The organism is Agarivorans aestuarii, from assembly GCF_019670125.1.
Taxonomy (GTDB): domain Bacteria; phylum Pseudomonadota; class Gammaproteobacteria; order Enterobacterales; family Celerinatantimonadaceae; genus Agarivorans; species Agarivorans aestuarii.
This window is the reverse complement of record NZ_AP023033.1, coordinates 669,182-683,743: the sequence shown is the minus strand read 5'-3', so window position 1 is coordinate 683,743 and position 14,562 is coordinate 669,182. Positions and strand designations below refer to the sequence as shown.

Here is a 14,562-nt window from a genome sequence, read left to right as displayed (position 1 = left end):
TTCGTAAGCGAAATAGTGGTTTCTTGGAAAAAAAAAGCCCCGCTGTTGCGGGGCTTTTTAAATATCGAGTTGGACGTTTATTCAGCTTCGATGCTTACAAACTTACGGTTTTTAGGACCTTTAACTTCAAATTTCACTTTGCCTTCGGCAGTTGCGAAAAGAGTATGGTCTTTACCGATACCAACGTTAGAGCCAGCGTGGAACTTAGTACCACGTTGACGAACAATAATGCTACCCGCTAATACAGACTCGCCACCGAAACGCTTAACACCTAGGCGTTTGCTTTCCGAATCGCGACCGTTACGAGTACTACCACCAGCCTTTTTATGTGCCATGAGTATATTCCTCTAAATTAACCGTTAATGCCTGTAATGCGAACTTCAGTGAACCACTGACGGTGGCCCTGTTGCTTACGTGAATGCTTACGACGACGGAACTTAACGATTTTAACTTTATCGCCACGACCATGAGAAACAACTTCAGCTGTTACTTTGGTACCATCTACATAAGGTGCGCCTACTTTAACGTCTTCGCCATTCGCAACTAGTAATACGTTATCAAATTCAACTGTGTTACCAGTCTCAACGTCTAGTTTCTCAAGGCGAAGTGTTTGACCTTCGGCCACACGGTGTTGTTTACCACCACTTAGGATAACCGCGTACATTTTTTTCAAACTCCGCTTACACCTGATATTTCAAGGTGTCTATAATTCTCAACAATGACGGCGGATTCTACGGAAAAAGATCTGTTCCCGCAAGGGGAATTTCAAAAAAGTTTAAAAATCACGCAAGGCCAAGAATTTTGCGCGGCGAAAGCTGCTTAAACCAAGGAATTGAGATACTATTAATGCATTAAATTATCACCCTTAGTTGCTGAATCATCGGCATCAACCTCTAATAAGAAATTATGCAATTGGATGCGATAAAAAAGCTGTCTGATCAAGACATGTCTGCAGTAAACGAGCTTATATTTAAAGAACTCGAATCAGATGTGGCCCTCATCAACCAAATCTCTTTTTATATTGTAAATAGCGGCGGCAAAAGGATCCGACCTTTGCTAACGGTATTGGCCGCGCGAGCTTTAGGTTATAGCCAAGATCAACACATTAAACTTGCCGCGATTATCGAGTTTATTCATACCTCTACCTTGCTACATGATGACGTAGTAGATGAATCGGAGTTACGCCGCGGTAAAGATACCGCCAATGCCCGCTTTGGTAATGCAGCTAGCGTATTGGTAGGTGACTTCCTTTATTCGCGCTCTTTCCAGTTAATGACCCAATTACAAAACCTTAAGGTAATGGACATACTCGCTGACGCCACCAATGTGATCGCCGAAGGTGAAGTATTACAGCTTATTAACTGCAACGACCCCGGTACTGATGAAGCACGCTACTTTGAAGTAATCTACTGCAAAACTGCCAAGTTATTTGAAGCCGCCACTCGCTTAGCAGCAGTCATCGGTGAGCAAAACGCTGAGGTTGAGTTAGCCATGCAAAACTACGGCAAATATCTTGGCACTGCTTTTCAGATTATGGATGACGTACTGGATTACGTGGCAGACCAAGCAGAGATGGGCAAAAACGTTGGTGATGACTTAGCAGAGGGTAAGCCTACCCTACCGCTTATCTATGCAATGGAACAAGCTGAGCCAAGCGATAAAACGCTTATAAGCGAAGCCATTAAACAAGGTGGCTCACGCGACCAATTGGATGCCATCTTAGCCATTCTAGATAAAACCAAGGCGCTTGAGTATTGTCGCAAACGTGCAGCCGAAGAAGCACAAAAAGCCATTGATGCCTTAAGCATCATTCCTGATAGTGACTATAAGCAAGCACTAATGAGCCTTGCCAATATTGCTGCCGACCGAGCCGCTTAACCGGCTTTAAGCACCACAGATACAAAAAAGGCTGCCTAAGGGCAGCCTTTTTATTAGCACGTTACTAATTAAGCAAATGGATGGCGTAGAATAATAGTTTCTACACGATCTGGACCCGTTGAAATAATATCAACCGGTACTTCCAATAACTCTTCGATACGCGCAATGTAGTTTAAGGCTGCTTGTGGCAACTGCTCACGGGCTGTAACACCAAAGGTATTTTCAGACCAACCAGGCATTGACTCATATACAGGCTCAGCTACTTCATAACCTTCAGCGGCCATCGGTGGTACAGTAAGCAAATCGCCATTTGGCATTTTGTAGCCAGTACAAATTTTTAGTTCTTCCAAGCCATCTAGTACATCTAGCTTAGTTAAACATAAACCTGAAAGGCTATTAATTTGTACCGCACGACGCATTGTTACTGCATCTAACCAACCACAACGACGTTTACGGCCAGTAGTAGCACCGAACTCATGGCCTTTCACACCTAAGTGTTGGCCAATGTCATCATCTAGCTCAGTTGGGAAAGGACCAGAACCCACACGCGTGGTGTAAGCTTTAGTAATACCCAAAACATAATCTAGGTGGCAAGGACCAAAACCACTACCTGTAGCTACGCCACCCGCTGTAGTGTTTGATGAGGTAACAAACGGATAGGTACCGTGGTCAATGTCTAATAGTGTGCCTTGAGCACCTTCAAACATGATTGAGTCACCACGACGACGCGCTTTATCTAGCAAGTCAGTAACGTCTGTTACCATAGCCGTAATTACTGGCGCCATCTTGGTCATTTGCTCAAGCACTTCTTCATAACTTACGCTTGGCGCGTCGTAGTAATGATTAAGTTGGAAGTTATGGTACTCCATCACTTCTTTTAGCTTGGTAGCAAATTGCTCCATGTCGAACAAATCGCCAACACGTAAACCGCGACGAGCAACTTTATCTTCATAAGCAGGACCGATACCACGACCAGTAGTACCAATAGCGTTTTTACCACGCGCTTTTTCGCGCGCCATGTCTAAGGCAACATGGTAAGGCAAAATTAGAGGACAAGCTTCACTGATCACCAAGCGTTCTTTTACAGGAACGCCGCGCTCTTCGAGCATAGCCATTTCTTTAAATAGCGCATCAGGGGCTAACACCACGCCATTACCAATTACACAGGTAACGTTGTCGCGAAGTACACCAGATGGTATTAAGTGGAGGACAGTTTTTTCACCGTCAATAACTAAGGTATGACCAGCATTGTGACCGCCTTGATAGCGCACCACATAGCTTGATTTATCGGTAAGTAAGTCTACGATCTTACCCTTGCCTTCGTCTCCCCATTGGGAGCCAAGGATCACTACGTTCTTTCCCATTGTCTTTTGTCGTCTCAGTTAAAAAGCGATTCTAGCAGAAATCGGACAGTCAAGGGGTGCATGTTATACCGATTTTATGTGCCAAGGTCAAAGATTAATCACATACAAGAGTATAATAGAAACACCCACTAAGCCGAGACCAATTTGCCGAATATTACTCGCTGGCGCTTCCGATATTGTTTTTAGTAGGCGTTTCCAACGCTTAGGAAACAATAAAGGCCCTAGGCCTTCGATAAGGCACACTAGAGCCAATGCAAGTAATACAGAATCTGTCATAAAAAAGCCCAGCGTTAACTGGGCCCTCAGTATTATTGTTTCGCAGGTTCTTTCATGTAACGGAAGAATTCGCTATCTGGTTCTAACACCATTACGTCTCCACCATTATCGAAACTGGTGCGATAAGCCGCCAAGCTACGCCAGAACTTATAGAACTCTGGGTTCTTAGTATAAGCGTCTGCGTATATTCTAGCGGCTGTAGCATCACCGTCACCACGCATTTCGCGACCACGCTTATCTGCATCGGCCAGCAATACATTTACACGGCGGTCAACGTTAGCGCGAATAATCTCGGCTTGCTCTTGACCTTGCGAACGGTGTTCTTTAGCTACTGCTAAACGTTCTGCACGCATCCGTTGGTAAATACTACTACTTACTTCATCAGGTAAGTTGATTTGCTTGATACGCACATCGGTAACTTCGATACCAATCTCAGAAGAACGCGCCATACGTTTAAGTGCATCTTCCATTACTTGGCCACGCTCACCAGATACGATATCGCGAATGGTACGAGCACCAATTTCGCTACGAAGACCATTGTTGATTTTACGTGTTAACAGAGACTCAGCTTGCAGTACCGAACCACCGGTTGAAAGGTAGAACTGTGAAAAATCTGCAATTCGCCATTTAACGTAAGAATCAATGATTAAGTCTTTTTTCTCAGAGGTTACAAAACGGTCAGCGTTGCCATCTAAAGTTTGAATACGTGCATCTAAAGTACGCACAGAATCAATAAATGGAACCTTAAACTGTAAACCCGGTGGGTAAACCTTGGTTGCGCCATCAGCGGTACGTTTTACTTTACCAAACTGAATAACAATACCGCGCTCGCCTTCGTTCACTACAAATACCGACGAGTAACCCACTAACAAGGCTAAAATAATGCCAAAAATAGCTAATTGTTTCATGGCTTAGTTTCTCCCCGAACTAGAGCGGTCACTGCTTCGAATCGACGAAGGGCGTGACGGAATCGAGCTAGCAGGCTCTGAACTTATAGTAGATGGTTTGTTGCCCGAGCTAGATTTACGTTGAGTAGGCTGCTGGCCTTGCTCCATTAGCTTGTCGATAGGCAAGTAAAGCATGTTGCTGTTGTTAGATGCGTCAATCAACACCTTGTTCGACTTAGCGTAAATTTCTTCCATCGTTTCTAGATATAAACGGTGGCGAGTTACGTCTGGTGCATTTTCATACTCAGGAAGCAACTGCTCAAAACGAGCCACTTCACCTTGTGCACGCAATACAATCTGCTCTTGATAACCTTGGGCTTCTTGCTCAATACGCTGAACTCGACCACGTGCTCGTGGTTCAATTTCACGTTGATAGGCTTCGGCTTCACGAATGAAACGCTGCTCATCTTCTTGTGCAGAGATAGCATCATCGAAGGCATCTTTAACTTCTTCTGGCGGACGAGCCGGCAGGAAGTTCACGTCAACCACTTCAATACCTAAGTTATAAGGTTCGATGATTTTGTTTAATAAGGCTTCGGTTTCGCTACGCACAACTTCACGACCCGTGGTTAAAATATCATCCATGGTGGTGTGACCAATCACGTAACGCAGGGCACTGTCGGTAGCTTGTGCCAAGCTATCATCTGGCGCAGTTACACTAAACAGGTAAGCATGTGGACGAACCACTTTGTACTGTACATCCATCTCTACGCGTACTACGTTTTCGTCTTCAGTCAGCATAAAGCCCGACGCAGGTAAAGATCGAATAGCCTCTACGTTCACTGGAATCACTTCTTGAACAAAGGTTGCTTTCCAGTTCAAACCAGAATCTACCAAACCTGATTCAGGATCGTATTTACCAAAGGTAAGAATTACGCCCTTTTCAGCTTCTTTAATGGTGTAGAAACCGCTCGCTACCCAAATAACAGCCAAGATGACCACTACTACAGCAATGCCAAAACCACTCACACCACCGCTGCTGCCACCAGATGATGGTTTTTTACCACCACCAAAAATGCCACCAAACTTACGGCTTAGCTTAGTAATTACTTCATCTAAATCAGGCGGACCCTGATTACCATTTTTATTGTTATTGCCCCAAGGGTCACGGTCACCGCCGCCACCTTTGTTGCCAGGCTCATTCCAGGCCATCTGTGTCTCCAGAAATTATAGTTAATGCCTACTCACATTGAGCAATAAAACTTTCCAAACTATGGTCGAACTGCTTATCCAACCGCTGCCACGCAATAGCATCGAGTCGAATATCTAAAACGATATTTCCTTCATCGTCTAAACGTTCACCTGCTACGCAGTCTAACTGATACAAACGACTACGCAAGCGCCCCTCACTGGGTGGTAAACGCAAAGTGTGGTTAACCATGTCACCAACCAAACGTTCGCTGATTGCCTTATACAACAAAGACAAACCTTCTCCCGTTAACGCTGATACCCACACTTTTTGGGGTAAACCCTGGTCATCACGCTCAATACGCGGACTCATATCTGGGTGCTGATCTACTTTATTGTAGACCTGCAGGAAAGGTATTTCTCCCGCCCCAATCTCTTCTAATACTACCTCAACCTGTTCTACGTTTTCAGCCATTCTTTCATCACTACAATCAATCACATGTAATAATAGCTGGGCTTCACGGGTTTCGGTTAAGGTAGCTTTAAACGCCGCCACTAAATCATGAGGAAGGTGGCGAATAAAGCCCACGGTATCGGCAAGAATCACCTTACCTACATCCTCAATATCAATTTTTCGCAACGTTGGGTCTAGGGTGGCAAACAACTGATCGGCTGCATACACCTTAGATTCAGTAATTCGATTAAACAATGTTGATTTACCAGCATTGGTATAACCCGCTAAGGAAACAGTGGGTAACTCGGCACGTTGCCTCGCTCGTCTGCCCTGCTCTCGTTGCTTGCCTACTTTTTCTAAACGCTGTTGAATTTGTTTAATTCGCGCACGCAATAAACGTCGATCGGTTTCTAACTGGGTTTCACCTGGGCCGCGTAAACCGATACCGCCCTTTTGTCTTTCTAGGTGAGTCCAGCCGCGAATTAATCGGGTCGACATATGGCGCAATTGCGCTAACTCAACTTGCAACTTACCTTCGTGGGTTCGCGCTCGTTGAGCAAAAATATCTAAAATGAGGGTGGTACGATCTAAAACCCGCGCCTCACAGAGCATTTCTAGGTTTCGCTCTTGTGCTGGCGATAAAGCGTGATTAAAAATGATCACATCCGCTTGGGCACTTTTCACTAATTCTGCGATTTCTTCTGCTTTTCCGGCACCTACAAAGTACTTAGGGTGGGGAGAAACTCGGCTACCGGTGATGGTAGCCACCGCATTTACGCCTGCAGAACTGACTAACATCTTCAGCTCTTCCAGGTCTTCTCGCTCATCTTCGTCATTAAAATTTACATGCACTAAGATGGCTTGTTCACCTGCTTCATAACGGTCAAACAAGCTATTTTACTCCTTGGCACTTACCAAGGCTGATAAGCCTTCGCAAATGCTATTCGTCGTTCTTCGAGTCGTCAGATACTGGGGTATGGTGTGGAACAGCGCGAGCTGGTACCACAGTAGAGATAGCATGTTTGTATACCATCTGGCTGACAGTGTTCTTCAACAAGATGACAAACTGATCAAATGATTCAACTTGGCCTTGCAACTTAATACCGTTTACTAAATAAATTGAAACGGGAATACGCTCACGTCGTAACGCATTCAAAAATGGGTCTTGTAATGATTGCCCCTTCGCCATGTTATTGTTCCTTTTTTCTTATTAATTAATTGGCATAGATCAAATTCGATTATATACCACTAACTTGGAGCCTTATAGCGACAATTTCAAGTATCACTTAGCGAATTAGTAATTATTTCGTTATTTATTGGATCACCACTCTGTAACCAAGTGAGATCTGACCAGCTTTTTAACCAGTTCATTTGTTTTTTAGCTAATTGCCGCGTAGCTACTACGCCTCGAAACACCATTTCATCGTAATCCATCTCACCACTAAGGTATTGCCACATTTGGCGATACCCAACGCTTCGCATTGATGGCAAAGATAAATCGAGATCCCCTCTTTGCATCAGCGATTTGACCTCGGCTTCAAAGCCAAGTTCCAGCATCATCTTAAATCGCACCTCTATTAGATGGTGTAGTTGGGCTTTTTCTTTCGGCGCAATCGCAAACTGATGGATTTTATAAGGTAAGGCCGCAACCGGTTGATTATTAATTTCAGTCAGAGATTTACCGGTTAAACGATATACTTCAACCGCCCTCATTAAGCGCTGATGATCGTTTACATTGATCCTTGCTGCGGAGGTGGGATCGTATTGGCTAAGTTCGTGATGCAAACTTTCCCAAGAACCGTCTGCTGCTTGCTGCTGAATCTCATTGCGTAAGGCTGCATCTGCTTCTGGCAAATCAGCAATGCCGTCCACTAAGGCTTTAAAATACAACATGGTGCCGCCCACCAAGAGCGGGACATTACCACGCGCATGAATGGCATCAATTTGCTCTAGAACATCGCGGCGAAAATCGGCGGCTGAATACACTTCAGTAGGATCGCAAATATCAATTAGAGCGTGTGGGGCTTGTCGCTGCTCTTCGGCAGTTGGCTTAGCGGTGCCGATATCCATTCCACGGTAAATTAATGCAGAATCAACACTAACTAATTCTGCACCTATTTGCTGATGAAGCTCAATTGCCAAAGCAGTTTTTCCAGAGGCCGTAGGCCCCATTAAGGTAATCACTGGCAGATTGCTAATCATGATTGAAACCCTTGATACAGGTGCTTAGATCTACAGCTTGCCATAAGTGCTGAGGCAATTGATTAGCATAGTGACTATGCAGTTGCTGGCTTAGCTCTATAGCTTGCTGCCAACTGTACTCATTGGGTTTGTTTTGTAGCTTAACTAAACCACTTAACAATACCTCGGCTTGCTGCCATTCAGACTCAGGAAGCTGACTCATCGCCATTAACAAACTTGGAATTAACTGAGCAAAGTCAGCCTTGCGTATCAGCTTAGGCACTTGGGCAACAATAACTTGTTGCTTGTTAGCAATGTTAAACGCAAAACCAATCCGCTTAAGCGCTTCTTGTTGTTGACTAAGTAACAGATGCATCGGTTCATCTAGAGCTAGCTTTAATGGTAATAATAAAGGAACGCTATCTAAGCCCTGCGGCCACTGCTGCATTGCTTGGGTATAGGCGAGATTTTGCTGGCTGGCCCAAAGATCTAACAATACTAGCTTCTCGCCAATACGCGCTAACAAGTATGCGCTTTCCACTAAATGCAAAGGATAAAGCGCGGCGGCCTGTGACTTGGAACTAACAGAGTTTGTAGGGCTAGCACTGGCAGCTTGGCTAGAAAAATCGGCAGTACTGCTCAACCACTGATGATTAGCGGATAATTCTGAGGCTCGCGGCTTATCGGCTCGTTGTAAGCTTGACTGGTAACTCTGACGGCCTTCGCTCACTCTCGGCGTCGCGGGAGCAGCGCTGGTGTATCCATGGCCAACTGGCTCTAGTGGTTGAGCGAACATTTCGTTTGCCGGTTCATCTTGGCAAACCGGCAGTTCGCCAGTGTGATTATGGGCCGGTATTTTGCTCAAGGCTGATGCCAATACTTGTACGATGTAGTCATGTACCAAACGGGCTTGATGAAAGCGCACTTCATGTTTAGCCGGGTGCACATTCACATCGACTTGGTCTAATGGCAACTCCAAAAATAATACATAACTGGCATATTGTTCATCGGGTAAATAGGCTGCAAATGCTTGGCGAATAGCGTGTTGTAGCAACTTGTCGCGCATCATCCGACCGTTCACATAAAAATACTGCTGGTCGTTTTGCGCACGTGCCACTTCCGGTAAACCTAACCAACCGTGTAAACGTAGTTGGTCATGCTGATTATCTAGATGCAAACAGTGGTTAGCAAAAGGGGCACCAAATACTGTGCTTACTCGCTTCAGCTGCTTATCCAAGTCTGTGGCTATGCGATACTGACGGATTAATTTGCCATTGTGTTTTAAACTCAGCGCCACATCAAAACGGCTCAAGGCTAAACGTTTCAACAGCTCATCAATGTGCGAAAACTCGGTTTTCTCAGTGCGTAAAAACTTGCGCCGTGCAGGCGTATTAAAAAACAAATCGAGCACTTCTAGCGAACTACCAACTGGGTGGGCGCAGGGTTGCAAACTAACTTGCATGTCACGACCAGCAGCTTGAGCTTGCCAAGCTTGTTCTTGCTCAGCAGTACGAGAACTTAGACTTAAGCGAGAGACCGAGCTAATACTTGCCAGTGCTTCACCGCGAAAGCCCAAGGTGGCTATGGCACTTAAATCATCAAGGCTGTCGATTTTGCTAGTTGCATGGCGACTTAGCGCCAAGCCTAGCTGGTCTTTGGCAATGCCACTGCCGTTGTCGCGAATTAAAATGCGCTTTGCGCCACCTTTATCAATCTCAATATCGATACGAGTAGCGCCGGCATCAAGGCAGTTTTCAATCAGCTCTTTAACTACCGAAGCGGGGCGTTCTACCACTTCTCCGGCGGCAATTTGGTTAGCCAGCTGCGCTGGCAATATTTGAATAGGCATTGAGTTAACTATTTGGGATGGTCAGCACTTGACCAATGCGCAAGGTATTGGAAGTCAGTTTGTTGGCCTTTTTTAAACCTGCCACGCTAGTATTGTAGCGCGCTGCCAATACCGACAAAGACTCGCCTTTTCTTACCGTATGTTTACGCACCCCATAGGTTTGCGCATACAAGGTGCCAGCCAAGGGCTTGGCGCGGTAATGGGCTTTAATGCCTTTCACTACCGCTTTAGCAATTCTCTCTTGATGATTGCCAGTTTTAAGCAACTTCTCTTCTTTGTGGTTAGTAATAAAGCCTGCTTCAACCAAAATAGAGGGAATGTCGGGAGACTTTAGTACCGCGAGGCTAGCATGCTCTGGGCGCTTTTTATGCAGCGAGGTCACTTTGCCCAGCTCCGACAATACTTTCTTCGCCACTTCATAGGCGGTGTTCATTGAGTAGTCCATCTGCATGTCAATCAAGGCGAAGTTAAGGTGGGCGTCATTTTCTACGCTGCCCATTACTTCACCCACGCCGCCAAGCAGATCAGATTCGGCTTCGTGATCTTCTAAATGGCGACCTACTTCACTTTTAGCCCGGCGAGTAGACACCACCCACACAGAGGCACCTTTTGGTTGCGAGGAAGTGAATCCATCAGCATGAATAGAGACTAAGAAATCGGCTTTATTTTTACGAGCAATTTGCGAGCGCTTATTAAGGTTAACAAAGTAGTCACCTTCGCGAATTAACACGGCTTTTAAGCCCGGCTCTTGGTTTATTAGACGCTGGGCGCGTTTGGCTATTGCCAAGGTAATGTGTTTCTCGTAGGTTCTTTTGTTGCCAATTGCGCCGGGATCTTCACCGCCGTGGCCGGCGTCGATAGCAATAATAATATCGCGATTGCCGGCTAACTGTTGCTGAGTTTTAGCTTTGGAAATCTGCTGCTGTTGCTTTTTTATTTGCGCGCTACCGGCTTTGTCTGGCAGGTCGATGACCAGCCGATGGCCATAGTTTCCGGTTGGTTTGAGTGCAAACACCGTAGGATTAACCGCTTGCGATAACTCGATAACCAAGCGGTAATCGCCTTTAGCCTTTGGCGTACTAGGTCGGATCTTTTTAACCAAGTCACCCGATAAGGGCACTTTGCTCAAATCGCTGAGCATTTTACTACTAGAAAGATCCAACACTAGGCGATTTGGTTTGTTTAAATTGAAATGGCTAAATTTTGGCGCACCAGATAAATCCAATACAATACGAGTATTGTCAGGGCTGCTCCAAACACGCACTCCCGAAACATCGCTACTGGCCATTGCCAGCCCACAAAGCAAATACAAGCCTAAGCCTAAGCCTATCCAGCGGCTTAATTTAAAACTACCCAGCATGTTGACTCAACCACTCCACTACTTTTTGTCCTTGTTCGCTCAATGCTTTCACTTGAGCACTGCGCTGCTCACCTCGGTAAGCTAGCTCAACCAATAAGTCTGCTGCTGGTAAAAAGCCCAGGCCCTTTTCAGGCCACTCCACCAAACACAAACAATCGTCGGCAAAGTAATCACGAATACCAATAAATTCTAGTTCTTCTGGGTCGGCCAAACGGTATAAATCAAAATGATTAACTCGCCAATCACCCAACTCATAGGGTTCAACCAAGGTGTAGGTAGGACTTTTAACCTTACCTTCGTGGCCTTTACCTTGAATAAAACCACGGGTTAAAGTGGTTTTTCCAGCCCCTAAATCACCTTCTAAATAAATCACTGATGCTCGCTGACACGCCTTGGCGAGAAGTTCACCTAAAGCTACTGTTTGCTCTGCATCAGCTAATTCAATATGCCACGTTTTCATTACAATTTTGGATTCACTAGTTGTCTTATAAAAGGCATTAGATCTGAGGCCAGCATGCCTCTTTCTCCCTGTTCTGCAGCTCTATCTGCAGCCATACCATGAATACATACCCCGAGGCAGACAATATCGAATAATAAATGCTTAGCTGCAAATTGGGCGATTAAGCCGCCGATTATACCAGACAAAACATCTCCCATCCCGCCCGAAGCCATGCCGGGGTTACCTGCGGTACAAATTCTCACTTGCCCTTGCGCGCCAGCTACAACGGTGCCAGCGCCTTTTAGTACACATACGCCGCCATAACGGTGCTGAATATTTTGGGCAGCAGCAATTCTATCAGCTTCTATTTCAGCCACGGAGCATTTCAATAAACGTGCTGCCTCACCTGGATGCGGCGTTAATACCCAATGGTTACGCTGCATCGGTGCTTTTGCTAAAAGGTTAAGTGCATCTGCATCTACCAAGCAGGCTTTATCATCATTTAATACTGACGAAAACAGCGCTTGCGCCCACTCATCTTGCCCCAAACCAGGGCCAATTACTTTGCAGCTTGCCTGGGCTAAGCACCAATCGAGCTGCTGAAGAGAATGCTTAGCCACTGCTGCAACCATTAACTCTGGGCGGCCGGTGCTCACAACAGACTGATTTTGCGCCTGAGTAAATACATTAACCAAGCCAGCACCGGAACGTAAACTCGCCTCAGCAGCCATACGAATGGCGCCCGCCATTCCCACATTGCCGCCAACTAGAGCCACTCGACCACAACTGCCCTTATGCGCTGTTTTGGCTCTAGGTGCGAGCAAAGAGCCTAGCTGAGCATAATCAGCTAGGCTAACTGCAGTAGTATTTTGTTGCTCGAATAAATCACTTAACCCCAAACCGGCAAAAACTAGTTTGCCCACATACTCAGGCGCTTGTCCGATAAATAAACCTTGCTTAGCAGCGATAAAACAAATGGTAGCGCTGGCTTTTATTGCACTTCCTAATAGCTTTCCCGTATCGGCAGATAAACCTGAGGGTAAATCTAAGGCTAGCACTGGCACGCCGCTTTGATTGATTTGGGCGAACAATGCCTGCAATGGCGCGCGAACCTCAGTGTTTAAGCCAATCCCCAATACACCATCAATAATTACATCACTGGGCCAATCAAATTGTTGACTAAGATCAAGCGGCCCACCCTCGGCTTGCCAGGCCGCTAAGGCTTTCTGCGCTTCGCTAGGCATACGTTCTAAGTCACCTAAAGCAAGCACCTTTACCTGTTTACCTGCTTGCTTAGCCAATCGCGCAACCACCAAGGCGTCTCCGCCGTTGTTGCCACCACCGGCTAACACTAAAATACGCTTGCCATTGGGCCATTGGCATTGCATTAGTTTAAAGGCAGCTAAGCCCGCTTGCTCCATTAAAGAATACAAGCTAGTACCTTGCTGGTGAGCCAGCACTGCTTCTTGGTGTTTCACCACTTCGGCGCGCCATAAACTCTGTGGTAAACTGTGCGAAAACAATCGGTGCTCTGGAGCCATGTCCCTACTATCCGAAATAGACCTAAAACAGCTGGTTCAACATATCAAGCTAACCGCTAAATCGCTAGGTTTTCAACAGATCGGCATAACAGATGTGGATCTCAGTCAACATCATCAAGATGTTGAGCAATGGCTGGCAAAAAACTACCACGGAGAAATGGACTATTTAGCCCGTAATCTGGAGCTTCGCAAACACCCAGAGCAGCTGCATGAAGGCACCCAACGAATCATTTCGGTGCGCATGGATTACCTGCCGGAAGACGCTAAGTTTGCCCAAAGCCTCAGCGCCAGCGAACAGGCCTATATTAGCCGTTATGCGCTGGGGCGTGACTACCACAAACTAATGCGTAAGCGGCTAAATCAGCTAGGTAAAGCGATTAACGATTACTGCCAACAGCAGCTAAACATGCGCCCTTTTGTCGATTCTGCCCCGGTAATGGAGCGCCAACTGGCCACCAAAGCAGGTTTAGGCTGGACTGGTAAACACAGCTTAATCATCAACCAAGGTGCCGGTTCGTGGTTTTTCTTAGGCGAATTGTTTGTTGATTTACCCCTGCCCATCGACCAGCCGGTTGACGAGCAATGTGGTGATTGTGTTGCCTGCATCACCATTTGCCCCACGCAGGCCATTGTAGAACCCTATCAAGTAGATGCGCGTCGCTGTATTTCTTATCTCACCATTGAATACGATGGGATAATAGATGAAGAATTACGGCCGCTAATGGGCAATCGCATCTACGGCTGCGACGATTGCCAGCTCACATGCCCATGGAACCGTTACGCCCAACTCACTCAAGAAGCTGATTTTGCCGCAAGAGAATCGCTAGACCAACCTACTCTGCTTACCTTGTTTGCATGGACCGAAGAACAGTTTCTAAAAAAAACCGAAGGCTCGCCAATTCGTCGGATCGGCTATCAACAGTGGCTACGTAATGTAGCCATTGCCTTAGGCAACGCCGCCTATTCACAACAAGCTATTGATGCGCTAAGCGCCAAGCAAGGGCTTGAAGCCGTTGCCCAACACCACGTTGACTGGGCAATAGAGCAACAGCAAAACAAAGCGGCAAAAGATTCTCGCAAAACTGCCCGTTTGATCCGTATTATAGAAAAAGGATTAACTCGCGATGCTTAATGCATCGGCAGAA

15 protein-coding genes are annotated in these 14,562 nt (G+C 46.1%); 2 read left to right on the top strand and 13 right to left on the bottom strand.

Annotation, left to right across the window (positions count from 1 at the left end; genetic code table 11):
• Nucleotides 1–77: 77 nt before the first annotated feature.
• Together rpmA and rplU are read right to left on the bottom strand one after the other, a co-directional pair.
• Nucleotides 78–335: a 50S ribosomal protein L27 gene (gene rpmA, locus K5609_RS03200; protein WP_016403741.1), complete on the bottom strand. Its 258-nt coding sequence runs from the start codon at nt 333–335 to the stop codon at nt 78–80.
• Between the two features lie 17 nt (nt 336–352).
• On the bottom strand, nt 353–664 hold the full coding sequence (rplU, locus tag K5609_RS03195; protein WP_016403742.1) for a 50S ribosomal protein L21: 312 nt from the start codon (nt 662–664) through the stop codon (nt 353–355).
• 242 nt (nt 665–906) lie between these two features.
• On the opposite strand from rplU, the gene ispB reads away from it, so the two are divergent.
• Entirely contained in the window at nt 907–1,878 is a 972-nt protein-coding gene (gene ispB / locus K5609_RS03190) for an octaprenyl diphosphate synthase (RefSeq protein WP_221075927.1), read from the top strand.
• Between the two features lie 68 nt (nt 1,879–1,946).
• On the opposite strand, the gene K5609_RS03185 is transcribed toward ispB, so the two are convergent.
• The 11 genes from K5609_RS03185 to K5609_RS03135 all read right to left on the bottom strand — a co-directional run bounded on the left by K5609_RS03185 (nt 1,947) and on the right by K5609_RS03135 (nt 13,417).
• Nucleotides 1,947–3,242 carry an adenylosuccinate synthase gene (locus tag K5609_RS03185; protein WP_221075926.1) on the bottom strand — a complete coding sequence of 432 codons (1,296 nt, stop codon included), beginning with the start codon at nt 3,240–3,242 and terminating at the stop codon, nt 1,947–1,949.
• Nucleotides 3,243–3,329: 87 nt separating this feature from the next.
• A complete protein-coding gene (locus K5609_RS21900) occupies nt 3,330–3,518 on the bottom strand; it encodes a DUF2065 domain-containing protein (RefSeq protein ID WP_163134536.1) in 189 nt (62 codons plus the stop codon).
• A 32-nt stretch (nt 3,519–3,550) separates the two neighbouring features.
• Entirely contained in the window at nt 3,551–4,426 is an 876-nt protein-coding gene (hflC, locus tag K5609_RS03175; RefSeq protein ID WP_221075925.1) for a protease modulator HflC, read from the bottom strand.
• A gap of 3 nt (nt 4,427–4,429) precedes the next feature.
• A complete protein-coding gene (gene hflK, locus K5609_RS03170; RefSeq protein ID WP_221075924.1) occupies nt 4,430–5,617 on the bottom strand; it encodes an FtsH protease activity modulator HflK in 1,188 nt (395 codons plus the stop codon).
• 28 nt (nt 5,618–5,645) lie between these two features.
• A complete protein-coding gene (gene hflX / locus K5609_RS03165) occupies nt 5,646–6,938 on the bottom strand; it encodes a ribosome rescue GTPase HflX (RefSeq protein WP_221075923.1) in 1,293 nt (430 codons plus the stop codon).
• Nucleotides 6,939–6,987: 49 nt separating this feature from the next.
• Nucleotides 6,988–7,236, bottom strand: a complete 249-nt coding sequence (gene hfq, locus K5609_RS03160) for an RNA chaperone Hfq (RefSeq protein ID WP_016403748.1) — start codon at nt 7,234–7,236, stop codon at nt 6,988–6,990.
• Nucleotides 7,237–7,322: 86 nt separating this feature from the next.
• Entirely contained in the window at nt 7,323–8,249 is a 927-nt protein-coding gene (miaA, locus tag K5609_RS03155; protein ID WP_221075922.1) for a tRNA (adenosine(37)-N6)-dimethylallyltransferase MiaA, read from the bottom strand.
• Complete coding sequence (gene mutL / locus K5609_RS03150; RefSeq protein ID WP_221075921.1) at nt 8,242–10,077, bottom strand: DNA mismatch repair endonuclease MutL; 1,836 nt, start codon at nt 10,075–10,077, stop codon at nt 8,242–8,244. The genes miaA and mutL overlap by 8 nt, the downstream gene beginning before the upstream one ends.
• Before the next feature lie 4 nt (nt 10,078–10,081).
• Entirely contained in the window at nt 10,082–11,437 is a 1,356-nt protein-coding gene (locus K5609_RS03145) for an N-acetylmuramoyl-L-alanine amidase (RefSeq protein ID WP_221075920.1), read from the bottom strand.
• Complete coding sequence (gene tsaE, locus K5609_RS03140) at nt 11,427–11,897, bottom strand: tRNA (adenosine(37)-N6)-threonylcarbamoyltransferase complex ATPase subunit type 1 TsaE (RefSeq protein WP_221075919.1); 471 nt, start codon at nt 11,895–11,897, stop codon at nt 11,427–11,429. Before tsaE ends, K5609_RS03145 begins: the two co-directional genes overlap by 11 nt.
• Entirely contained in the window at nt 11,897–13,417 is a 1,521-nt protein-coding gene (locus tag K5609_RS03135; RefSeq protein ID WP_221075918.1) for an NAD(P)H-hydrate dehydratase, read from the bottom strand. The genes tsaE and K5609_RS03135 overlap by 1 nt, the downstream gene beginning before the upstream one ends.
• Between K5609_RS03135 and queG the strand changes: the two genes are divergently transcribed.
• Complete coding sequence (queG, locus tag K5609_RS03130) at nt 13,416–14,549, top strand: tRNA epoxyqueuosine(34) reductase QueG (protein ID WP_221075917.1); 1,134 nt, start codon at nt 13,416–13,418, stop codon at nt 14,547–14,549. The two genes, K5609_RS03135 and queG, sit on opposite strands and share 2 nt — an antisense overlap.
• The last annotated feature ends 13 nt before the right edge of the window (nt 14,550–14,562 follow it).

Excerpts from the sequence above, each read along its gene's own strand:
- hflK (WP_221075924.1), bottom strand. The coding sequence starts at position 5,617 with ATGGCCTGGAATGAGCCTGGCAACAAAGGTGGCGGCGGTGACCGTGAC.
- queG (WP_221075917.1), top strand. The coding sequence starts at position 13,416 with ATGTCCCTACTATCCGAAATAGACCTAAAACAGCTGGTTCAACATATC.
- ispB (WP_221075927.1), top strand. The coding sequence starts at position 907 with ATGCAATTGGATGCGATAAAAAAGCTGTCTGATCAAGACATGTCTGCA.
- K5609_RS03145 (WP_221075920.1), bottom strand. The coding sequence starts at position 11,437 with ATGCTGGGTAGTTTTAAATTAAGCCGCTGGATAGGCTTAGGCTTAGGC.
- hflC (WP_221075925.1), bottom strand. The coding sequence starts at position 4,426 with ATGAAACAATTAGCTATTTTTGGCATTATTTTAGCCTTGTTAGTGGGT.
- tsaE (WP_221075919.1), bottom strand. The coding sequence starts at position 11,897 with ATGAAAACGTGGCATATTGAATTAGCTGATGCAGAGCAAACAGTAGCT.
- rpmA (WP_016403741.1), bottom strand. The coding sequence starts at position 335 with ATGGCACATAAAAAGGCTGGTGGTAGTACTCGTAACGGTCGCGATTCG.
- rplU (WP_016403742.1), bottom strand. The coding sequence starts at position 664 with ATGTACGCGGTTATCCTAAGTGGTGGTAAACAACACCGTGTGGCCGAA.
- miaA (WP_221075922.1), bottom strand. The coding sequence starts at position 8,249 with ATGATTAGCAATCTGCCAGTGATTACCTTAATGGGGCCTACGGCCTCT.
- K5609_RS21900 (WP_163134536.1), bottom strand. The coding sequence starts at position 3,518 with ATGACAGATTCTGTATTACTTGCATTGGCTCTAGTGTGCCTTATCGAA.
- K5609_RS03185 (WP_221075926.1), bottom strand. The coding sequence starts at position 3,242 with ATGGGAAAGAACGTAGTGATCCTTGGCTCCCAATGGGGAGACGAAGGC.
- hfq (WP_016403748.1), bottom strand. The coding sequence starts at position 7,236 with ATGGCGAAGGGGCAATCATTACAAGACCCATTTTTGAATGCGTTACGA.
- K5609_RS03135 (WP_221075918.1), bottom strand. The coding sequence starts at position 13,417 with ATGGCTCCAGAGCACCGATTGTTTTCGCACAGTTTACCACAGAGTTTA.
- mutL (WP_221075921.1), bottom strand. The coding sequence starts at position 10,077 with ATGCCTATTCAAATATTGCCAGCGCAGCTGGCTAACCAAATTGCCGCC.